The organism is Bradyrhizobium sp. CCBAU 11357 (assembly GCF_028128865.1).
Classification (GTDB): Bacteria; Pseudomonadota; Alphaproteobacteria; order Rhizobiales; family Xanthobacteraceae; genus Bradyrhizobium.
In genome coordinates, this window is the sequence record NZ_LBJW01000108.1 from 157125 (window position 1) to 178342 (window position 21218).

At 64.9% G+C, this 21218-nt stretch carries 21 protein-coding genes and 2 tRNA genes; 11 read left to right on the plus strand and 12 right to left on the minus strand.

The window, feature by feature from the left end; translation table 11 throughout:
• Positions 1-76 precede the first annotated feature (76 nt).
• Entirely contained in the window at positions 77-601 is a 525-nt protein-coding gene (locus tag XI05_RS27515) for a FecR domain-containing protein (RefSeq protein ID WP_271507632.1), read from the minus strand.
• Positions 602-1268: 667 nt separating this feature from the next.
• Between XI05_RS27515 and XI05_RS27520 the strand changes: the two genes are divergently transcribed.
• Positions 1269-2354 (plus strand): tlde1 domain-containing protein, encoded by a 1086-nt coding sequence (locus tag XI05_RS27520; RefSeq protein WP_271507635.1) that lies wholly within the window; start codon positions 1269-1271, stop codon positions 2352-2354.
• Positions 2355-2418: 64 nt separating this feature from the next.
• Here XI05_RS27520 and XI05_RS27525 read toward each other — a convergent pair whose 3' ends face one another.
• The 3 genes from XI05_RS27525 to XI05_RS27535 form a co-directional block, all read right to left on the minus strand.
• Positions 2419-3243 carry an SDR family NAD(P)-dependent oxidoreductase gene (locus XI05_RS27525; RefSeq protein WP_271507638.1) on the minus strand — a complete coding sequence of 275 codons (825 nt, stop codon included), beginning with the start codon at positions 3241-3243 and terminating at the stop codon, positions 2419-2421.
• A 71-nt stretch (positions 3244-3314) separates the two neighbouring features.
• Entirely contained in the window at positions 3315-3953 is a 639-nt protein-coding gene (locus tag XI05_RS27530) for a glutathione S-transferase N-terminal domain-containing protein (RefSeq protein ID WP_271507641.1), read from the minus strand.
• Positions 3954-3965: 12 nt separating this feature from the next.
• A complete protein-coding gene (locus XI05_RS27535) occupies positions 3966-4559 on the minus strand; it encodes a cysteine hydrolase family protein (RefSeq protein WP_271507643.1) in 594 nt (197 codons plus the stop codon).
• 127 nt (positions 4560-4686) lie between these two features.
• Here XI05_RS27535 and XI05_RS27540 point away from each other — a divergent pair, with 127 nt between their 5' ends.
• The 6 genes from XI05_RS27540 to XI05_RS27565 all read left to right on the plus strand — a co-directional run bounded on the left by XI05_RS27540 (position 4687) and on the right by XI05_RS27565 (position 8665).
• On the plus strand, positions 4687-5520 hold the full coding sequence (locus tag XI05_RS27540; RefSeq protein ID WP_271507644.1) for a LysR family transcriptional regulator: 834 nt from the start codon (positions 4687-4689) through the stop codon (positions 5518-5520).
• 193 nt (positions 5521-5713) lie between these two features.
• Positions 5714-5783 (plus strand) — tRNA-Phe (locus XI05_RS27545).
• A gap of 4 nt (positions 5784-5787) precedes the next feature.
• Positions 5788-5853, plus strand: a tRNA-His gene (locus XI05_RS27550).
• A 335-nt stretch (positions 5854-6188) separates the two neighbouring features.
• Positions 6189-7352 carry a slipin family protein gene (locus XI05_RS27555; RefSeq protein WP_271507645.1) on the plus strand — a complete coding sequence of 388 codons (1164 nt, stop codon included), beginning with the start codon at positions 6189-6191 and terminating at the stop codon, positions 7350-7352.
• Between the two features lie 160 nt (positions 7353-7512).
• Positions 7513-8259 carry a signal peptidase I gene (gene lepB / locus XI05_RS27560; RefSeq protein WP_271507647.1) on the plus strand — a complete coding sequence of 249 codons (747 nt, stop codon included), beginning with the start codon at positions 7513-7515 and terminating at the stop codon, positions 8257-8259.
• A gap of 118 nt (positions 8260-8377) precedes the next feature.
• Complete coding sequence (locus XI05_RS27565; protein WP_271507648.1) at positions 8378-8665, plus strand: GIY-YIG nuclease family protein; 288 nt, start codon at positions 8378-8380, stop codon at positions 8663-8665.
• A gap of 138 nt (positions 8666-8803) precedes the next feature.
• Here the strand turns inward: XI05_RS27565 and groL are convergent, their stop codons facing one another.
• Positions 8804-10444: a chaperonin GroEL gene (gene groL / locus XI05_RS27570; RefSeq protein WP_271507651.1), complete on the minus strand. Its 1641-nt coding sequence runs from the start codon at positions 10442-10444 to the stop codon at positions 8804-8806.
• Positions 10445-10490: 46 nt separating this feature from the next.
• Positions 10491-10805: a co-chaperone GroES gene (locus XI05_RS27575; protein WP_025037205.1), complete on the minus strand. Its 315-nt coding sequence runs from the start codon at positions 10803-10805 to the stop codon at positions 10491-10493.
• A 398-nt stretch (positions 10806-11203) separates the two neighbouring features.
• Between XI05_RS27575 and XI05_RS27580 the strand changes: the two genes are divergently transcribed.
• Positions 11204-11491 carry an usg protein gene (locus XI05_RS27580; RefSeq protein WP_036029809.1) on the plus strand — a complete coding sequence of 96 codons (288 nt, stop codon included), beginning with the start codon at positions 11204-11206 and terminating at the stop codon, positions 11489-11491.
• 119 nt (positions 11492-11610) lie between these two features.
• Here XI05_RS27580 and XI05_RS27585 read toward each other — a convergent pair whose 3' ends face one another.
• Positions 11611-13737 (minus strand): tetratricopeptide repeat protein, encoded by a 2127-nt coding sequence (locus XI05_RS27585; RefSeq protein ID WP_271507653.1) that lies wholly within the window; start codon positions 13735-13737, stop codon positions 11611-11613.
• A 436-nt stretch (positions 13738-14173) separates the two neighbouring features.
• Here XI05_RS27585 and XI05_RS27590 point away from each other — a divergent pair, with 436 nt between their 5' ends.
• Positions 14174-14701: a cupin domain-containing protein gene (locus tag XI05_RS27590; RefSeq protein ID WP_271507656.1), complete on the plus strand. Its 528-nt coding sequence runs from the start codon at positions 14174-14176 to the stop codon at positions 14699-14701.
• 250 nt (positions 14702-14951) lie between these two features.
• Here the strand turns inward: XI05_RS27590 and XI05_RS27595 are convergent, their stop codons facing one another.
• The gene (locus tag XI05_RS27595; protein ID WP_271508004.1) at positions 14952-15188 is read right to left on the minus strand and encodes a hypothetical protein; all 237 of its coding nucleotides are present in this window, start codon (positions 15186-15188) and stop codon (positions 14952-14954) included.
• Positions 15189-15206: 18 nt separating this feature from the next.
• Between XI05_RS27595 and XI05_RS27600 the strand changes: the two genes are divergently transcribed.
• Positions 15207-16052, plus strand: a complete 846-nt coding sequence (locus XI05_RS27600; RefSeq protein WP_271507979.1) for a rhomboid family intramembrane serine protease — start codon at positions 15207-15209, stop codon at positions 16050-16052.
• 110 nt (positions 16053-16162) lie between these two features.
• Here XI05_RS27600 and XI05_RS27605 read toward each other — a convergent pair whose 3' ends face one another.
• Positions 16163-17413 (minus strand): NupC/NupG family nucleoside CNT transporter, encoded by a 1251-nt coding sequence (locus XI05_RS27605; protein ID WP_271507659.1) that lies wholly within the window; start codon positions 17411-17413, stop codon positions 16163-16165.
• A gap of 161 nt (positions 17414-17574) precedes the next feature.
• Here XI05_RS27605 and XI05_RS27610 point away from each other — a divergent pair, with 161 nt between their 5' ends.
• Positions 17575-18813 (plus strand): MFS transporter, encoded by a 1239-nt coding sequence (locus tag XI05_RS27610; protein WP_271507982.1) that lies wholly within the window; start codon positions 17575-17577, stop codon positions 18811-18813.
• 209 nt (positions 18814-19022) lie between these two features.
• Here XI05_RS27610 and XI05_RS27615 read toward each other — a convergent pair whose 3' ends face one another.
• The 3 genes from XI05_RS27615 to XI05_RS27625 form a co-directional block, all read right to left on the minus strand.
• On the minus strand, positions 19023-19781 hold the full coding sequence (locus tag XI05_RS27615; protein WP_157280677.1) for an SDR family oxidoreductase: 759 nt from the start codon (positions 19779-19781) through the stop codon (positions 19023-19025).
• A 26-nt stretch (positions 19782-19807) separates the two neighbouring features.
• Entirely contained in the window at positions 19808-20566 is a 759-nt protein-coding gene (locus tag XI05_RS27620; protein ID WP_025037198.1) for a proteasome-type protease, read from the minus strand.
• Between the two features lie 206 nt (positions 20567-20772).
• Positions 20773-21180, minus strand: coding sequence for a carboxymuconolactone decarboxylase family protein (locus XI05_RS27625; RefSeq protein ID WP_271507661.1), 408 nt, complete (start codon positions 21178-21180; stop codon positions 20773-20775).
• Positions 21181-21218: the final 38 nt, after the last annotated feature.

Here is a 21218-nt window from a genome sequence, read left to right on the forward strand (position 1 = left end):
TCTTGCAATCCTGTTGTCCAAATTAGACGGGCCGTGCCTTGTCGAGGCTCATTGCCCGAGTCTTATTGCCCAAGTCTCATTGCCCGAGTCTTGCCATCAGCGCATTGACGCGCGGCTGGCCCCACGTCTTGACGGTCAGGGGGCCGGTTGCCTCGACATCGACGCCTTCACCGGGGCCGAGCACGACGGCGCGTCCACGAGCCCTGCGGCTCACGCCGACCCGGCCGTCTGCGACGAACACCGAGGTCTTGGCGTCAGCGACATCGACCGCCCATTTGGTGCCGCGCACCGCAGCAATCGCTTGCGGCGTCAGCACTTTGAAGGGATTGCCTCGCGGCGTTTTGGGCACTTCGAGCAGCAAGGCTTTGCTGCTCAATTCGACCGAGTCTATATGTCCGTCGCGGTTGGCGTCCTTCAGTTCAAACTTGGCGCCGTTTTCTGCAACGATGGTGATGCCGTTGTCGCAGCGCCAGGTCTGCGTCCCGGCAGCCGAGGGCGATGCCGTGCAGCCCGCATCGGCCGCAGGCTGCGCCATCGCAGATCCAATCAACAGAAACGACCCCGCCAGGGCGAAAAGCCCTGCGCGCGCGATTCCTCTCATGCCAGCCTCCGTTTGCGTGCTCGGCACAGGTCAGGGCGGGATGATACGGTACCGTATCACACGCAGAGGCTGCTGAAAAGTGCCGACGTGGCAGCTATTTTCTCGCGGTGGCGATGTCCAGAACCGACGCGATCAACTTTCAGTCACGGCGCCGTGCCGCTTGAGATCGCGCGGCGCGTCATGCGCCTGCGCCGGTGCCGCATGGCCGGCGGAAGAGGCCTATCGGACGCGTGCTCCACCAGCCTCACGCAACGTTTGCGCATTACGGTTTGGGGGCAGTTGAGGATCACGAAAATGACGTTGTTGAGTGCGTCATGGATGTGGCCGAAGACGTCCGCAGAGCGTGCTGAATCGGCCGAGAATTATGGTTAACAGACCCGACTAAGTCCGTAGTTCTGCGGGCTTATTTCTCAAAACGGGACAACGTTAACGAGTTGCCCCAGATCCGCCCGAACTTAATCCGCATTTAACTAAAAGTCGCCTTAATGACGCTCCGACCCTCTGCGAGATGCTGTTCCCGGATCGTGACCAGCGGCGCTTCGAAGGGGGACTGAGTGACACCGTCCTGGACGCAAGGCGAATGAGTACGAGTATCGCTGCGCAGAGTAACGCGGCACGGAAGTCCAAGAATTTCTCCAAGAACAATTCGCGGAAATCTTCCCGGAAAATGACCACGACCAATTGGCTTGGCGCCGCGGCGATCGGCTGCGTCGTGATGGGCGCCGGCTGGACCATCCACAGCAACATCCTCGGCGCGAGCGTCTACCCGACGGTGGGCAGCATCGGCTACGACGAGCCGGTGATCAAGCGCGCGCCCAGGGTGGCACTGCGTGAGGCGGGCGAAGCCATCAAGGAAACTTTCGCGCTGCTGCCCGACCGGCTCCAGGTCGCAGCTCCGATCTCCCGCGAGATGTTCAACGAGCGCTTTGCCGCGGCCGCGACGCAAGGCGTGCCGTCGAATGCCGCAAGCGCACCCGCAACCCAGGTTGCCGCCGCCAAGGAGACTTCGAAGGACGCCCCGAAGCAGAGCGTGATCGCGAAGGTCGCGGACGCGCTGAAGCCGGCGGCCAAGAACGCTGACAAGACCACCGACAAGGCCAAGCGTGCGGTGGAGGGCCAGATGCAGCTGGCTTCGGCCGACCCGGCCGAGATCGTGCCGACGCCCGAAGCGAAACCGAAATCCTTTGCCGATCGCGCCAAGGCCGCGGTGTTGTCGATCACCGCGCCGCGCCAGTCGATGGTCGAAAAGCTCTGGGGCAAGCGCGAGCCGTCCGGTGGACTGCTCGCCTACGCCTCGGCCGATGCCAGCGTGACGGCATCCATCGCGCCGAAGGAGCAGAACCCCATGCTCGGCGGCGCGCCGCCTTATGAGCGCGACACCGCGGTCTACGACATCACCGCCAAGACGGTGTATCTGCCCGACGGCACCAGGCTCGAGGCGCATTCCGGCCTCGGCTCCAATCTCGACGATCCGCGCTCCTCGAAAATCCGCATGCGCGGCGTGACGCCGCCGCACATCTACACCCTGAAGCCGCGCGAGGCGCTGTTCCACGGCGTGCCGGCGCTGCGCCTGACCCCGATCGGCGGCGAGAGTGCGATCCACGGCCGCGACGGCCTGCTCGCTCACACCTTCATGCTCGGGCCGAACGGCGATTCCAACGGCTGCGTGTCGTTCAAGGACTATTACGCGTTCCTCGACGCCTACCGCAACAAGGGCATCCGCAAGCTCGCCGTGCTGGCGCGGGTGGAGTGATCTTCGCCGATCCCGGTTGATCGAAAGGGCCGCTCGCAGCGGCCCTTTCTTTTTGCGCGACCTGTCAGCCCGGCCAGCACTGTCCACCGCCATCGATCCTCAGTACTTGGCCGGAGACGAACGCGCCCATGGGACCTGCGAAGAATTCGACGACCCGGGCGACCTCGTCGACAGTTGCGATCCGGTCGAGCGTGCCGGTCTCGACCATCCTGCCTGGGTCCACCGCGCGCGTGCCGAGGAAACGGCCGGTGCGGGTATCGCCAGGCGCGATGCAATTGACGGCGATATCGTAGGGACGGAGCTGATCGGCCAGACATCGCGTGTAATGGGTGACGCCGGCCTTCGACACCGCATAGATCGAGCCCTGGGTGCGCCCCTTGAAAGCAGCGACCGAGCCGAGCGTGACGATGCGCCCGCGCCGCCGCTCCATCATACCCTTCGCGACAGCCTGGCAGGTCAGGATGGTCGACAGCAGATTGCGCTCCAGCACCGCGCGTACGTCGGCTTCGCTGATGTTCACCGCGTCGTTCGGATCGGGTTTGCCTCCGGCGGCCGCGATGTCGCCGCCGGCATTGTGCACGAGAATGTCGATCGGCCCGAGCGCGGCTTCCGTCTCGGCGATCACGCGCGCGATATTCTCGCCCTTGGTGAGATCGCCCAGCACGCGCTGGCTGCGGACGCCGAATTGTTGACCGATTTCTGCGGCCACCGCCGTGAGGGTGGTGCCCTCGCCATATTCCGCCGGCCCGTTCTCGCGCATGCCATGGACGGCAACGTCCGCGCCGAGCGCTGCAAGCTTCTCTGCGAAGGCGCGGCCGAGCCCGCGTCCCGCACCGGTCACCAGCGCGACCTTGCCGGTCAATATCCTCGTCGTGTCGTGCGATAGCATGATCTTGTTCCCGTGCCGTGCCGTCGGTCGCAAGATCTAGCCCAATCGCCAACCGCTGTGCCAGTGACGTGTCACGCCGGGCTCGCCGCAAGCGTCTTGCGCAGGGCCATCTCGGTCGCGATCGCTTCCTTGATGGCTGGCCGCGCCTGCATGCGTTCGAGATAGGCCGCCAGCGGCGGCCATTGCGTGATGTCTACCCCTGCCGGACGGAGCAGCAGCAAAGCCCAGGTGAGATGGGCATCTGCCACGGTGAAGCCGTTGCCGACGAGGAATTCGCGGCCCGCCAGATGCGCCGACGGCACCGACAAGGTCTGTCCGATCCTTGCGCGCGGCTTGGCGAGCGAGCCGTCGTCCTTGTACCAGAAGGTCGGAAACAGGAACGCCTTGTGGATCTCGGTTCCGACGAAGCTCAGCCATTCCTGCAGGCGATAGCGATCGGGATCGCCGAACCGCGGCGCAAGACCCGTCTCCGGTTTCAGATCGGCGATATATTGCAGCACCGCCGCGCTCTCCGTCAGTCGTTCGCCGTTCTCCAGCACGAGGACCGGCACCGCCCCCTTCGGCGCTACGTCGCGGAAGTCGCTGTCGTCGTCCACGACCTGCTTGGTCCTGAGATGCACCAGACGATAGTGCGCATCGAGGCCTGCTTCCATCAGCGCGATGCGGCTCGCGAGCGAGCAGGCCATCGGCGAGAAATAGAGTTGCAGCATCGCGTTGCTCCATTATTTCAGTGCATCGCCGCGCGCGATGATGGCGAAGCGGTCGGATAGCTCGGCGAGCGCAACTTCATGGATGGTCCGAGCGTCCAGCGTGCCGCCGCGGCCGTCCGGCAGGTCGCGCGTGGCGCAGGAATCGGCATCGATCGTCGTGCGAAAACCGAGGTCGAGCGCGGCGCGCGCGGTGGAGCTGACGCACATATGCGTCATGAAGCCGGCCAGCACGATGTTCTTCCTGTCGGTTTCGGCAAGGCGCGCCCGCAAATCAGTGCCGGCGAACGCATTCGGCAACTCCTTCTCGATCACCAGCTCGCCGGCCCGGGGGCTGAGTTCGGCGACGATGGCGCCGCGGTCCGCGCCACGATCGAATAGGCTGCCGGCCTTGCCGCGATGGGCAATATGGAAGATCGCGGCGCCGCTGTCGCGAGCCCGTGCCAGGAGCGCAGCCGCCCGCGCGATCGCAGGTCTCGCCTCGGGCAAAGCGAGAGGACCTTCGAGATACTCGTTCTGGATATCGATCAGCACCAGCGCGGCGTCGGCAAGGCGCGGCGGGGTGAGATCGGCGCCGGCGAGCTGCAGCAGGGTCTTCGCGGTCGTCATGGTCTTGGAAATCTCCGGGGCAAAGCTGAACGAAACATAGCGCCGCGGAGGCCTGCCGATATGCAGGGATATTGCAGCGGGTGGCTGCGATATTGCAGGCCGCTCGGGGCCGGTATAGCCTCGCGCCATGAACTGGGACGATCTGCGCATCATCGCTGCCGTCAGGGACGAGGGCACCTACGCCGGCGCCAGCGCGCGGCTGCGCATCGACGAGACGACGGTCGGACGCAGGTTGTCGCGCATCGAGCGTGCGCTCGGTTTGCGTCTGTTCGAGGCCGCCGACGGCGTCCGCCGGCCGACGCGGAGTTGCGAGGCGGTGCTGGCGCATGTCGAAGCGATGGCCGCACATGCCGCCGAGATCGGTCGCCTCAGCGAGAGCCTGGAAGGTCCGGTCGGACGTCTGCGCATCGCCTCCACCAACACCGTCGCTGAGGCGGTGCTGTCGCCGCGCGCGAGCGACTTCCTGCGCGCTCATCCCGGCCTGACGTTGCAGTTCCTCACCTCGAGCGACAACGTCAAATTCTCGCGCTGGGAGGCCGATCTCGCCATCCGGCTGCGCAAGCCCGACAAGGGCGATTTCGCGATCTCCAGGGTCGGCGACATCAAGCTCTACTATTTCGAGCCTGCAAGGATCGAAGGCGAGCCGATGCTCTGCGTCTATCCGGACGAGCTCGGTGCCATTCCCGAGATGCAATTCCTGCGCACGAAGAAAGCCCGCGCGCGCTGCGTCACCGACAACGTTCGCGTCATCCGCAATTTGATCCGCGCGCATCATGCCGCCGGCGTGTTGCCGGAATATGTTTGCGCGGATCTGCTCGGCGATCGCCGCCTGCGCGCCACGCTGCTGCCGAAGCGGCGCGACGTCTGGCTCTTGGTGCAGAACCACCTCAAGCGCGACGCCGCAACGCGCGTGACGATCGATTGGGTGAGGGCGTGTTTCCAGGGGATGTCGCGCAGGTGAGGTGATGTCTCGGTGTGACGATCGCGTCACAGCGCGCAAGGTGCGACGAAAAATCTTGAGCCCGCCCCTTGCAACCCGAACAGGCTTCGTTTATTAGCGCGCTCCTTCGCTAGGCCATGGGTTCGGGCTCTCTGAGATCCCGACTGGCGCGGGCCGGCTTCCGGTTTCGTGTTCCGCCGAATGAAGGAGAAACGCAGGACGTGGCTCATGGAGAGCGTCGGGTTGAACACCCGAAGGCATCGGTTCGATTCCGGTCTCTTGCACAAAGGATAGCTCAGTTTGGTAGAGCAGATGATTGTGACTCATCCTGTCGCGGGTTCGAATCCCGCTCCAGCGCTCCGTTTCAGCCTGAAAAGCTGATTCCTCTGAAGGGGACCGGACGCGCGCTTCAGTCGCCGTCCGGCCGCATTGCCCAAAAGGCTTTCGTCCGAACCTAGACACTGTGAGACCGGCTTTGCGCCGCGGGTAGATACCGCTTGCGCCGATGCCGGGTGGCTCCGCATGGCCACGCGACATCAGTCGCGTGATCGCGCGCGTGCGCCCGTCATCGTGCAAGCTCAAGCCCCGGCCCGCCGATTTCATGGGAAGCGTCGTCCGCGTCCTCAAGTCCTTTGCAAACGAAACCTGTCGTCCGGCATTCGGCCGGGCGCAAATGAAGGAGGCGTGCCATGACTTTGAACAAGGGCTGGCACTTGCTGACGCTGAACGTGACGGTGAAGGATGGCGAGCGTGCGTTGCTGACGCGCAACGGGCAGCTCGTGCGCGTGCTCGCGCCCGGCAAGCATCGCCTGTTCGATCCCCTGCACGAGCTGAAGGCCGAGGTGCTCGACGTGGTCCGCAGCGAATTTTCTGCGGAGCCCTACGCGGTGCTGAAGGCCGCGCGGCCTGATCTTGCCGCCGAGCTGTTCGAGGCGGTCGAGACCAAGGCGGACGAGATCGCCATCGTCAGCCTCGACGGCCGGCCCGTGCATCTGATGACGCCCTGGCAGGTGCGCGTCTACTGGAAGGTCGCAACCCGCATCGATGTCGAGCGCATCGATGTGTCTGCTGATCCCAAGGTCAGCGCGCGGCATCTGGCCATGATCGAGCGCAACCGTTCGGCCGTGACGTCGGAGACGGTGGTCGAGAACCACGAGGCGGGCCTGCTCTACGTCGAGGGCCGGCTCACCGAGCGGCTCGCGCCCGGCCGGCACGCCTTCTGGACCGTCGGCCGCAAGATCGAGGTGAAGCGCCTCGACCTGCGGCCCCAGGCGGTCGAGATCACCGCGCAGGAGATGCTGACCAAGGATCGCATCGCGCTGCGGGTGACGCTGACGGCGTTCCGTAAGGTGGTCGATCCCGAGCGCACGGTTGCGACCGTGCCCGACGTGGATGCGTGGCTGTACCGCCTGGTGCAGTTCGCGATCCGCGAGGCGGTAGCTAGCCGGACGCTGGACGAAGTGCTGTCGGCGAAGGCGGCGCTTGATGCGGAGCTGCGCGACTATGTGCGCGCACGCGTCGCACAGTCCGGCGTGGAGGTCACCGAGCTCGGCGTCAAGGACGTGATCCTGCCCGGCGAGATCCGGGAGCTGGTGAACAAGGTGGTGGAGGCGGAGCGGGTCGCAAAGGCGAACCTGATCCGCCGGCAGGAGGAGACCGCGGCGACGCGTTCGCTCCTGAACACCGCCCGCCTGATGGAGGAGAACCCCTTGCTGCTGCGGCTCAAGGAGCTGGAGTCGCTGGAGCGGCTGGTCGAGAAGGTCGGCCGCATCGACCTCCATGCCGGTGACGGCCAGGGCCTCGATGCGCTCTTGACCCGGCTCGTGCGCCTGAAGGCGCCCGAGAGCGCATGAACCGAAGGGCCGCCCACGGGCGGCCCTTCACATCTGCGTTGCCGCCGTCTGCGATGAACGCGATCGGCGCGCGGCGCGACCAATTTGAGTTCGCCGGGGATTGAGCGCGCTCGCAGGTTGCGTCATCTTGGGGCCGCAACGTTGTGATCAGGGAAGGCACATGACCGTTTTTCAGGAATCGATCCGCCCCGCGGCGCGATCCAGCGACTGGAAGGCGATCGTCGTCCTGATCCTGATGATCCCGGTGCTGTGGTCGCCGGTGATCCTGTTTCGCTTCGTCCTGTATCAGCCGTTCAACATCCCCTCCGGCTCGATGACACCGACGCTGATGGTCGGCGACTACGTCTTTGCCGCGAAATATGCCTACGGCTATGGCCGCTATTCCCTCCCGTTCGCGCCGTCCTGGATCTCGGGCCGCATCCTCGCCGCCGATCCCGAATATGGCGACATCGTCGTGTTCCGGACTGCTAAGGATAGTTCTGTCGACTACGTCAAGCGCGTCGTCGGCCTGCCCGGAGACCGCATCCAGATGCGGCAGGGCCACCTCGTCCTCAACGGCCGCCCGGTGACGCGCGTCGCCCTGGAGGCGACGCCTGCCGGCGCCGCCTGCGGCGTGGACGACGGCGCGACCGTCAAGCGCTACCGCGAGACGCTGCCGAGCGGCGCGTCCTATGTGACCTACGACTGCGCCGACGACGGCACCCTCGACAACACCAACGTCTTCACGGTGCCGCCGGGCCACTTCTTCGTGCTCGGCGACAACCGCGACAATTCCACCGACAGCCGCATGCTCTCGACATTCGGCTTCGTGCCGATGGACAATCTCATCGGCAAGGTGACGCGGATTTTCTGGTCGCTCGACGAGGACGGCGAGCCGCGCTTCGAGCGGTTGGGCAAGGTGGAGTGAGGGGGCCGTCATTGCGGGGCGCGCGAAGCGCTTGGTGCGCCCCTCTCTATCCAGCCGTCATTCCGGGGCGCGCCCTCTTGGGCGCGAGCCCGGAATCCATAACCACAGGCGGACGGGAATGGCCTACTATGTCTACATCCTCGCCAATAAGAAGCACGGCACGCTCTACATCGGCGTGACCAACGACCTCGTGCGCCGTGTGTATCAGCACAGAACGAAAGCCGTTCCCGGTTTCACGAGCAAGTACGGCGTCGACAAGCTCGTCTTGTTCGAGATCTACGACGATCCTGCAACGGCCATCGCACGCGAGAAGGAGCTCAAGAAATGGCGACGCGACTGGAAGACGCGACTCATCGAGGAGCAGAATCCGAACTGGGATGATCTCTATCCGGGGATAACCAATTGACTTTCGTGGTTATGGATTCCGGGCTCGCGCCCAAGAGGGCGCGCCCCGGAATGACGAGTGGAAGAGTTTGCCCCAAACAAAAACCCCGGCATCGCTGCCGGGGTTTCGCATGTCTCGACTTTGCCTGAACGGCCAGACTCAGAAGTCCATGCCGCCCATGCCGCCGCCCGGGGGCATCGCGGGGCCGGCGCCGCCCTTCTTGGGCAGCTCGGCGACCATGGCTTCCGTGGTGATCAGGAGCGCGGCCACCGAGGCTGCGTTCTGGATCGCGGTACGGACCACCTTGGTCGGGTCGATGATGCCCTTCTTGACGAGGTCGGCATATTCGCCGGTCTGGGAGTCGAAGCCGTAATTGTAGGCCTTGTTCTCCAGGATCTTGCCGACGATCACCGAGCCGTCTTCACCGGCGTTGATGGCGATCTGGCGAGCGGGAGCCGACAGCGCCTTGCGCACGATCTCGACGCCGGTCTTCTGGTCGTCGTTCTTGGTGCGCAGACCCTTGAGCTGCTCGGAGGCACGGAGCAGGGCGACGCCGCCGCCCGGGACGATGCCTTCTTCCACGGCCGCGCGGGTCGCATGCATCGCGTCATCAACGCGATCCTTGCGCTCCTTCACCTCGACCTCGGTCGCGCCGCCGACGCGGATCACCGCGACACCGCCCGCGAGCTTGGCGAGACGCTCCTGGAGCTTCTCACGGTCGTAGTCCGAGGTGGTCTCCTCGATCTGCGCCTTGATCTGGGCCACGCGCGCCTCGATGTCGGCCTTCTTGCCGGCGCCGTTGACGATCGTGGTGTGCTCCTTGTCGATCATCACCGTCTTGGCGCGACGGAGCATGTTCAGCGTGACGTTCTCGAGCTTGATGCCGAGGTCTTCCGAGATCGCCTGGCCGCCGGTCAGGATCGCGATGTCCTGCAGCATGGCCTTGCGGCGGTCGCCGAAGCCCGGAGCCTTGACGGCCGCGACCTTCAGGCCGCCGCGCAGGCGGTTCACGACGAGGGTCGCGAGCGCTTCGCCTTCGACGTCCTCGGCGACGATGACCAGCGGCTTGCCGGTCTGCACCACGGCCTCGAGCAGCGGCAGCAGCTCGTTCAGCGAGGAGAGCTTCTTCTCGTTGATGAGGATGTAGGCGTCGTCCATCTCAACGCGCATCTTGTCGGCGTTGGTGACGAAGTAGGGCGAGATGTAGCCGCGGTCGAACTGCATGCCCTCGACGACGTCGAGCTCGGTCTCGAGCGACTTGGCTTCCTCGACGGTGATGACACCCTCGTTGCCGACCTTCTTCATGGCGTCGGAGAGGAACTTGCCGATCTCGGCATCGCCGTTGGCGGAGATGGTGCCGACCTGGGCGATCTCGTCGTTCGAGGTGACCTTCTTCGAGTTCTTCTCGAGGTCCGCCACGACGGCTTCGACCGCGAGGTCGATACCGCGCTTGAGGTCCATCGGGTTCATGCCGGCGGCGACCGACTTGGCGCCTTCCTTCACGATCGCGGCCGCGAGCACGGTCGCGGTGGTGGTGCCGTCGCCGGCCGCGTCAGCGGACTTGGAGGCGACTTCGCGCACCATCTGCGCGCCCATGTTCTCGAACTTGTCGTCGAGCTCGATCTCCTTGGCGACGGTGACGCCGTCCTTGGTGATGCGGGGAGCGCCGAACGACTTGTCGAGCACGACGTTGCGGCCCTTCGGACCGAGCGTGACCTTCACCGCATTGGCGAGGATGTCGACGCCGCGCAGCATCTTGTCGCGCGCTTCAACCGAGAATTTGACTTCTTTGGCTGCCATCTGGATTTTTCCTTGGATAGGTTTGACTGGAGGGGGAGAGGGGCTCTTAAGCCGCCTTCTTCTTGGACTCGCTGACTTCGAGAACGCCCATCACGTCGCTCTCCTTCATGATCAGCAGGTCCTGGCCGTCGATCTTGACCTCGGTGCCGGACCACTTGCCGAACAGCACGCGGTCGCCGACCTTCAGGTCGATCGGGATCAGCTTGCCAGCTTCGTCGCGGCCACCGGGGCCAACGGCGACGACTTCGCCCTGGGAGGGCTTTTCCTTGGCAGTGTCGGGAATGATGATGCCGCCAGCGGTCTTCTCTTCGGCGTCGATGCGCTTGACCACGACGCGGTCGTGAAGCGGACGGAATTTCATGCAGTCCTCCTAAGCAATTGCTCGGGTTGAGGTTTTGAGATTGTTAGCAATCGTTGCCCGTGAGTGCTAGCACGGGCGACGCTGAAATAGGACAGGAATTTTGCGGAGGCAAGGGTTTGTAGCAGAAAAATTGGCAGCCGATAGTGCGGACTGCCAGAAACCCATTGCCATCGTTAACCAGCCGCGCAGGCCTCTTGGAGGCGCTTGGAACGCCGTATTAGCACGGAGTCGCCTCTGCTGCTAAAGCATTGAATTTCAACAGCTTGTTAAACTTTTGGGCTTGAGATGAGTTGTCAGTTTGCGTCACATTTCTCTCATGTGAGCGCATCGTTTCCGGGTGGCTCCCGGGGCACGGACAGGCCACCCCCGCAAATGCGCTCCTGCAAAGGAGGTTTGGCATGGGACTGCGCGTTGGGGGCGTTTCCGAGGAATTCCGGAAACAGATGCTGGGCTACGGGCTGACGACGGCACAAATTCTCTATCGGATGCCGGATCATCCCTCGCTGCTGCAGACCTATGTCTGGCAGAACTACGACATGTTTCCGAAATTCCCCGCGCTGACCGACTTCCTGGCGTTCTGGCAGGAGAAGCTCGACGGTCCCCTCCATTCGGTCACGGTGGCGCATTGCAAGCTGATCAAGCCGGCCGAGCTTCGCGCCGTCGACGGCGTGTTCCGGCTGCATTGAGCTGAGGTCAGTCTCGTAGGGTGGGCAAAGGCGCGCACTTCGCGCGCCGTGCCCACCAACCCTCCGCGATTGGCAGCGGTGGGCACGCTCCGCTTTGCCCACCCTACGAGATCTCCCAATCAGACGCCGCTGCAATAGCGCGTCCACATCGCGCGATAGGCCGCGTCCACCGCTTGCGCATATGAGACGGGGTTGCCCGCGGCTGCGGCGTTGATCGTTGTGGGCAGTTCGCGGCGCAATTGGTCGAGCTCGTCAATCTCAGCCGCACGGCTGGCGGCGATCTCGACATAGGCCTCCTCGCTGTCGGCGACCCAGTCCGGCAGGCCAAGCGCGGTGAGGATGGCGCCGGCAGCGCGGCCGGGCAGGCTGCTCCCCAGCTTCGCCACCACGGGCACGCCCATCTGCAGGGCTTCCCATGTGCTGACGCCGCCGTTCTGTGGGAACGGATCGAGGGCAATGTCGATACGATTGAACAATGCCAGATGCTCGTCCCGCAACGTGGCCCCGAGCAGATCGATGCGTTCGGCCGGCAATCGGCACGCCGCAAATCGCGCCAGCAGCTTGTCGCGGACCAGTTGATCGTCGAGCGCAACGTCCTTGATCAGCAGTCGCGAGCCCGGCACCCGCTCGAGAATCCTGGACCAGACTGCCGCTGCCTCGTCCGAGATCTTGCTGATGCGGTTGAATACACCGAATGTGACGAAGCCGTTCGAGAGCGCCGGCGTCTTGCCCTGCGCAATTCCGGCCGGCAGCGGCGCCAGGGTCACGAAGCACGGCAGGTCGACGACCGTCTCTGCAAACAGATGCCGAACCGCCAAGGGAATCCCGACCGGATCCGAGAACAGATAGTCGATCGTGGGCAGCCCGGTGCCGGTGCCGTGCCCCCAGCCGTGGGCCTGGATCGGTGCCGGCTTGCGCGCAAATACGCCGAGGCGGTTTCCTCTGGTATGGCCGGACAGATCGATCAGGATATCGATGCGATCGTCGCGAATCTGGGCGGCAAGGCGATCGTCGCTCCATTGCGAGGCATCACGCCAGCGATCGGCGATGGCTTGAAATTCGCGTGTCGTCGCGTCCACTTTCGACGAGCACGAATAGCACACGATCTCGAACCGGGCCCGATCATGGTGTTGCAGGACGGGCTTGAAAATGAACGCAGCCGAATGCGCGTTGAAGTCCGACGAGACGTAGCCGAGCACCAGGCGGCGATCCGGATCGCGGCTGTTGTCATGCGGTGCCGCCGCTTCTGACGCGAGTTTCGCGCCGATCCGCTCCCACCACACGCGTCGCGCCTGCTGATGCTGCGCGACGCTGGCGTCCGGCACGAAGTCGAGCGTGAAGATCTTGCTGGAGATCGCGCTCTCGAGGTCCGGCCGGATGTCGAGGGCTCTGTCGAAACTGGCGAGCGCTTCGTCGACCCGGCCGAGCCCGGCAAGACAGAGTCCCAGCACCAGGTGAGCCTGATCGGAATCGGGCGCGATCGCGAGCGCCTTTTCGCAATCGGCCAATGCCTGGGCCATCTGCTGGGTCTGGAGCAGGACATTGGCGCGCCAGAGCCATCCGTTCACGTCGTCAGGGGCGAGGGCGATTGCCCGATTGCAATCCGCCATGGCCTCGTCAAACCGCTGCAGTTCCCGGAGGGCAACGGCGCGGTTCGCCAGCGCCGCCGTATAGTCGGGCTTGATCGCGAGCGCGCGGTTCAGGCTTGCGAGAGCCTCGTCGTAGTTGCGCAGACGGCAGAGCGCAGAGCCGCGGCCGTTGTGGGCTTCGGCCAGGTTGCTGTCGATGGCGAGTGCCCGATCGTAGCTTTCGAGGGCTTCCTGGTAGCGATCAAGGGCTGCGCTCGCGTTGCCGAGGTTGGACAGGGCCAGGGCATAGTTGGGCCGCAAGGCGAGGGCCTTGCGATAATTCTCGCGGGCCTCGGCGTGGCGTTTCAGCCCGTTCAGCGCGACGCCGAGGGTCATATGAGCTTCGGCCGATCGCGGATCCGCGGCAACCGCCCGGCTCAGCAGGATTTCGGCCTGCTGATAATTCCCAGCATCGGACTCCAAGGCGCCGAGCATATGCAGCGCGATGAATTGATTGGGCGCGATCTGCAGGAGCTGGCGATAGGTAGCCTTGGCCTCGGGCAGGCGTCCCTTCTTGTGCAGTTCGAGCGCTTGCCCGAGCAAGGGCAGCAATTCGGCCTTCTGCCGTTTCTGAAGCCGGGCATTTTGAAATGCACGCTGACCGACATTGCTGCCCATGAATCATTCCCCGGATGTCCCGGGCGAGACTAGTTCAGCGCGAGAACGAAGACGAGACGACGGCCGCTCGCCACGACAGCCTGGGGCAAGCTACGATCGATGCGGAGATCGCGTGATTGGCCAACAGCCTCTTACCCTCCCTGGAGGGGGAGGGTCGGCTCACATTGAGCGGAGCGAAATGTGAGACGGGGTGGGGTGACGGTCTCTCGACGTCGAACAGTGTCCGAGTGGAGAGATCACCCCACCCCGCTCGCGCTTCGCGCGATCGACCACGGGCGAGCTACGCTCGTCCCGGACCCCTCCAGGGGAGGGTAAGCGCAGATGCGGCGCTACTCAGCACAATCAGCCCGCAATTGCTGCCTCGCCCGGGACTGGGTAGTCTGGCGTTCGGGCCACACCGGCGCGACGGGCGCGGCTCAGAACAGGGAGGCAGACAATGGCCAAGCAAAAGGCATCAAGACCCGCAATGAAGACCGCAGTGAAGAAGCGGAGCGGCGCCAAGGCGGCGGCGCGATCCTCTGCACGCAAGGCCGTGAAGGCGAAGGCGCGCACCGCCGCGCCGAAGAAGGCCGCACGGCCGAAGCAGCGCATCGCCGTCAGCCATCACCGCGAGGAAGACTTCAAGGCCGACGGCTTGCGCGCCTACGCGAAGTACCGCGATCTCGGCATCGCCGAGGCGACCCATGGCCTCGCGCAGGCGCATGTGATCCGCTTGCAAGGCCCCTGCAATCCGGCCGAGGTCTCCAAGCTCCACTATCACGACGTCGAATTCCAGATGGTCTACGTGCTCAAGGGCTGGGTGAAGACCTATATGGACGGGCAGGGCGAGACCTTGATGGAGCAAGGCAGCGCCTGGACCCAGCCGCCGAAGATCAGGCACATGATCCTGGACTATTCGGACGACGTGGAGCTGCTGGAGGTGATCCTGCCGGCGGAGTTCAAGACGGTCGAGTTGAAGGCGTAAGCGCGACCCTTGATTGCTAAAATGCGGTCGATCCGCGAAACCGGGCGGTCAGCAATCGTGATGATTTCGGCCGCCCCGCAACCTCGGCGCTAACCAGTCGAAAATACCTCTCGCGTCAACTCAAGGCTGTGACAACGCGGGAAATGCTTTCATGCCGACCAACACTTTTGGCCGACGCGGCACCGTAGCGCCAGCTCCAAGAGCGTCGTTTCAACCCGCCACCGCGCCGATCGCTGGTGAGAAGCCCTCGTCAAGCGAGGAGACGCTCTTTGCCGACAACAAGCTTCTGGCCGATATCCCCTTCCTCACCCTTGGCCTGATCTTCGGTCTGCTCCTGATCTTCGCTCTGCAGCGCAGTCTGGCCGTCGACATTGCGCGGGACGGCGACCTCGATGTCCGCTCGCTGATCGCTCAGGGCGCCTCCGGCTACGATCTCGTCGTCGGAAGGGGGGAATGGTGGCGGATCGGCCTTGCGCCGCTTCTGCATGGCAGCGGGTGGCACCTCGTGAGCAATTGCGTGGCGCTGTTCATCGTCGGCGTCAGGCTGGAGTCGCTGATCGGCCGCGGCTGGTTCGCGCTGATCTTCGTTGCCAGTGCATTGGCCGGCGAGGCCGGCTCGCTGCTGGGCAACGGTCCCGGCACGGTCGGCGTCGGTGCCTCCGGCGCCATCACCGGGCTGATCGCCGCGCTGTTCGTCGCGAGCTTCGATCCAGAAGCCGACGCCGATCAAACCATATCGAGGCTGAAGACGTCGCTGTTCTTCGGGGTTCCCGCACTGCTGCCGCTTGCCTTCGGCGCGTCCGGCAACGTCAATTATTACGCCCATGCAGGCGGTGCGGTGGCCGGCGCCGCGCTCGCCGTCACGCCGTGGCTGGCCTTCTGGTCCTATGACAGCCTGCCGCGGAGTGCGAGCATGACCTTGCTTGTAGGATCCATCGGATCTCTCATCTGTGCCGGCTTCGCCGCCGCGCATTATTCGGCTTACATGGCCGACGCCGCGCACTATATCCGCGCCTCGGAAGTGCCGGCGAAGGCTGACGAGATGGTCTCACGGTCGCTCGATCTCGTCACCCGCTACCCGAAAGACGCGCGGGCTCACGTGTACCGTGCGGTCTTCTTCCTGGAGAAAGCGAACCTTAGTGCCGCCGAGACGGAAGCGCGAACCGCCATGTCGCTCGCAGCTTCGGACGTGGCAGGTGGGCCGGTGCGTGCGGGGGCGCAGGGCTTGATGGCGGTGTTGCTGTGGGCGCAGGGGCGAACCAGCGAGGCGAAGGCCATGGCGGCCGAGCCGTGCCGTGCCAAGATCCCTGAGGTGCGCCGCATCCTGCAGAAGTCGAAATTGTGCGGTTGAGCCGTACGTTCGTTCCGCCGTCATTGCGAGCGAAGCGAAGCAATCCAGAAATGTATCTACGGAAACAGCCTGGATTGCTTCGCTTCGCTCGCAATGACGGTAGAGAGAGCCTACGTCAACACTCCCACCACCGCCCCCATCAGACACGTCGTCAGCGTCCCCGATACGATCGACTTCAGCCCCAGCGCGTTGATCTCCTCGCGCCGCTCCGGTGCCATCACCCCTAAGCCGCCGATCATGATGCCGAGGCTGGCGAAATTGGCGAAGCCGCACATCGCATAGAGCATGATCAGACGCGAGCGCGGATCGAGCGTATCGGGCGGCAGCTTCGAGAAGTCGACATAGGCGATCAACTCGTTGAGCACGGTCTTGGTGCCCATCAGGCTGCCGGCGGTGATCGCCTGGTCCCACGGCAGCCCCATCAGCCAGCATACCGGCGCCATGACGAGGCCGAGCAGCCGCTGCAGCGAGATCGCGGCGCCGCCGATGTGCGGGAGCAGGCCGAGGATTGCGTTGACGAGGTAGACCAGCGCCACCAGCACCAGCAGCATCGCGACGATGTTGATCAGCAGCTCGATCCCCGCGCTGGTGCCTTTGACGATCGCGTCCATCGTGCTGGCGACCTCCATCTCCGGATCCTCCAGCGCGCCGCCGGTGCGCTTGTCGGATGTTTCGGGCACCATGATCAGGCTGACCAGGATCGCCGCCGGCGCGCCGAGCACCGAGGCGATGACGAAATGCGCGGCGGCGTCGGGGATGAGCGGGGCGAGCAGCGTCGCATAGAGCACCAGCACGGTGCCGGCGATGCCGGCCATGCCGCCGGTCATGACCAGGAACAACTCGCTGCGCGTCATCTGTGCCAGATACGGCCGCACGAACAGCGGCGCCTCGACCATGCCGAGGAAGATGTTGGCGGCGGTCGAGAGCCCGACGGCGCCGCCGACGCCGAGCGTGCGCTCCAGCAGCCAGGCCATGCCGCGGACGATCGGTGGCAGCACGCGCCAATAGAACAACAGCGTCGTCAACACGCTCATGACCAGCACGATCGGCAGCGCCTGGAACGCCAGGATGAAGTCCGCGCCCGGCACCTTCAGGTCGAAGGGCAGGGCTCCGCCGCCGACATAGCCGAACACGAAGGCGGAGCCGGCCCGCGAAGCCGCCGAGATCGCGCCGACCGCGTCGTTGATGGCACCGAAGGCATGGGCGACGACCGGCAGCTTCAGCAGCACGAGGGCGGTGACGAAGGTCGCGGCGAGGCCGATCGCCGCCTGGCGCGGCGACACGGCGCGGCGATTCTCCGCCAGCGCGAAGGCGATCAACAGCAATGCGAAAATGCCGAGTGCCGATTGCAAGCGCAGCATGGTGTCCCCAAACCCTCAATGATTATGGCCGCGCCTGCGCTGCAAAGGCAATGCCGGGACCGGCCGGAAACGCCCCGGTGTTGACAAGCGGGGCCACCTCGGCCACGCGGAAGGCCTTCGACATCGAGGGAACGAGCGGTCCGAGGGTGACCCGACAGGCGATGCCAGAGCAGCCAATATCCGGACATCGACCAGTCAGCGCCGGCGCGCTTCTCGCTCACCGCGCCTTCCTGTTCTTCCTGCTCTCGCGCAGCCTGTCGCGCTTTTCCAGCCAGATCGCGGCGGTCGCGATCGGCTGGCAGATCTACGATCTCACCGGCTCGGCCTTCGACCTCGGCATGGTCGGCCTCGTCCAGTTCCTGCCCACGGCGCTTCTGGTGTTCGTCGCCGGCCACGCCGCCGACCGCTACGAGCGCAAGCGCGTGGTCCAGCTCTGCCAGCTGGTGGAGGCCGCGACCGCGCTCTATCTCGCGACGATCACCTATCTCGGTGCGGTCAGCGAGGTGCAGCTCTTCATCGCGACCTTCCTGCTCGGGATCGCCGGCGCGTTCGAGAGCCCGACCACGGCGGCGCTGCTGCCGCTTATCGCGCCGCAGGGCTCGCTCCAGCGCGCCACCGCCGTTTCCAGTGGGGCGGCGCAGGTCGCGACCATCACGGGACCTGCGCTCGGCGGCATCGCGTATGCGGTCGCCCCGCACCTTGCCTATGCCGTGATGGTGCTGTTCTGGGTGTTGGGGATGATTTTGACCGGCTTCATCCGCCCGCGCCCGCAGGCGATCGCAAAGCACGGGATGGATTCGGACAACATCTTCGCCGGTGTCCGCTTCATTCGCAGCAACCCGGCAATCCTCGGGACCATCTCCCTCGATTTGTTCGCCGTGCTGTTCGGCGGCGTCACGGCGCTGCTGCCGATCTATGCCCGCGACATCCTCCAGACCGGCCCGATCGGGCTCGGCGTGCTGCGCGCCGCGCCCGCGGTCGGCGCGCTGCTGATGACCATGGTGCTGGCGCGTCACGCCATCTCGCGCCATGTCGGCCTGCGCATGTTCCAGGCCGTGATCGTGTTCGGCCTCGCCACCATCGTGTTCGCGCTCTCGTCCTGGATGTGGCTGTCGGTGCTGTCGCTCGCGATTCTCGGTGCGGCCGACACGATCAGCGTCGTGATCCGTTTCTCGCTGGTGCAGCTGTCGACGCCCGACGAGATGCGCGGCCGCGTCGGCGCGGTGAATTTCCTGTTCATCAACGCCTCGAACCAGCTCGGCCAGTTCGAGAGCGGAGTGGCAGCCGCGCTGCTCGGCGCCATGCCCGCCGCCGTGCTCGGCGGCGTCTGCACGGTTGCAGTGGCGCTCTTGTGGATGAAGCTGTTCCCGACCCTGCGGAAGGTGGAGAGCCTGGAGTAGGGGAAGCTCTCTCTGCCGTCATTACGAGGAGCCCTTGCGACGAAGCAATCCAGAATCTCACCGCGGAGGCAGCCTGGATTGCTTCGCTGCGCTCGCAATGACGATTGTGGAGGGAGCGCGGGATGTTAGCTCACATCACCCCCGCAGCCCGGCAACAATAGGCGCCTCCCGGCGCCTACTGTGCATGGGGTTGTTTTCGCGCTTATTGTTCAGCCGCGCCCCACGAACGGCATCTTGGTCGCCATCACCGTCATGGTCAGCACGTTGGCATCGAGCGGCAGGCTGGCCATGTAGGCGACGGCATCGCCGACCGCTTTCGCGTCCATGCGCGGCTCGTGCTTGGTGGTGCCGTCGGGTTGCAGCACGCCGGGGCCGTTGACCATGCGATCGGTCATCGGGGTCGCGGCATTGCCGATGTCGACCTGGCCGACGGCGATGTCGTACATGCGGCCGTCGAGATTAGAGGCCTTGGTGAGGCCGGTGATGGCGTGCTTGGTCGAGGTATAGGCCGCCGAGAACGGCCGCGGCGCGTGGGCCGAGATCGAGCCGTTGTTGATGATGCGGCCGCCGCGCGGGGTCTGGTCCTTCATGATGCGGAAGGCGTGCTGGGTGCACAGGAACGGGCCGGTGAGGTTGGTGTTCACCACCGCCTGCCACTGCTCGAGGCTGAGGTCCTCGAAGTTGACGGCCGGCGCGCCCATGCCGGCATTGTTGAAGAGCACGTCGAGCCGGCCATAGGTCGCCTTCACCTTGTCGAACAGTGCGGCGATGGAGTCCGGCTTGGTCATGTCGGCGGTGACGCAGAGGCTTTTCCCGGCGGGACCGAGCTTCGCCGTCTCCTCGAGCATGTCGAGCCGGCGCCCTGCGAGCACCACGGTGAAGCCGGTGTTCATCAGCGCCAGCGACGCCGCGCGCCCGACGCCGGTGCCGGCGCCCGTCACCAATGCGATCTTTTTCGCTTCACTCATCGTTTCCTGCCTTTTCTCTTCTGCTGTCAGGTTTTGGGTTCTTTGTCGTTCTTGTAGGGCGGGCGCGGAATGTTCTGGTGAGCCGCGCGCAAGGCCGCCGACCAGCGTGAGCGCAGGTCGTGGAAATAAGGCTCGCCCGCCTCGATGCGGTGGTTGAGATCGGCTTCGCAGGCGTCGGTGCGCACCACCAGCACGTCGATCGGCAGGCCGACGCCGAGGTTCGAGCGCATCGTCGAATCCATCGAGATCAGGCCCGTCTTCAGCGCCTCGTAGAGCTCGACATCGTAATGCATGGCGCGGTCGAGCACCGGCTTGCCGTATTTGTGCTCGCCGATCTGCAGGTAGGGCGTGTCGGTGGTGCACTCGATGAAATTGCCGGCGGTGTAGACCATGAACAGGCGCATGCGCGCGCCCTTGATCTGGCCGCCGAACAGGAAGGAGACGTCGAAGGACACATCCTCGGATTTCAGCGCCGGCCCTTCGGTGGCATGCACCGCCCGGATCGCCCGGCCGATGCGCTGGGCGGCCTGGAACATGGTCGGTGCGTTCATCAGCGTCTCGATCTCGCCCGTGTTGGGGTCTTCGAGGCCCTCGGTCAGCGTCGACAGCACCGACTGGCTGATGGCGAGGTTGCCGGCACTGGCGATCGCCATGATGCGCTCGCCGGGCTTGGAGAAGATGTGCAGCTTGCGGAAGGTCGAGACGTTGTCGAGGCCGGCATTGGTGCGGGTGTCGGCGATCATCACCAGACCGTCCCGAACCAGGATTCCGCAGCAATAGGTCATTTCCAGTCCCCGAACGCGTTTGCGCGGAATTACTAGCCAATTTCAGGGGCCACTCCAACCCCCGATTCCGGCCGTCATTCCGGGGCGCGACGAAGTCGCGAGCCCGGAATCCATCGGGCCGCAGAGTTGGTGAATGAATGGATTCCGGGCTCGCGCTACGCGCGCCCCGGAATGACGAGGAATCGGCTTAGCGCTCCGCTCAGGCCTCAGTCCCCCGCATCGACCAGAAACGCCTCGTCGACGGGCACGCCGAGCGCCGTGACCAGCCGGTTGGTCTCCGCGGCCATGCCGACGATGGCGAGCAGCTCGCCATGTTCGGCCTCGGTCATGCCCTTGGCCCGCGCGGCGGCGGTGTGGGAGTGGATGCAATAGCTGCAGCCATGCGCGATCGACACCGCGACATAGAGCATTTCCTTGACCTTGGGATCGAGCGCGCCGGGAGCCATCACCTCCTTGATGCTCTCCCAGGTCCGCCGCAGCGTCTTCGGATCATGCGCCAGCGCGCGCCAGAAATTGTTGACGAAGTCCGATTTCCGCACCTTGCGGATATCGTCGAAGACGGCGCGCGCCTCGCTGGAGAGCTCATCGTCCGAAAGCAGTTTTACGGTGGCCATGGGTACCTCGCGGGATCTGATCCGCGAGTGTAGCACGG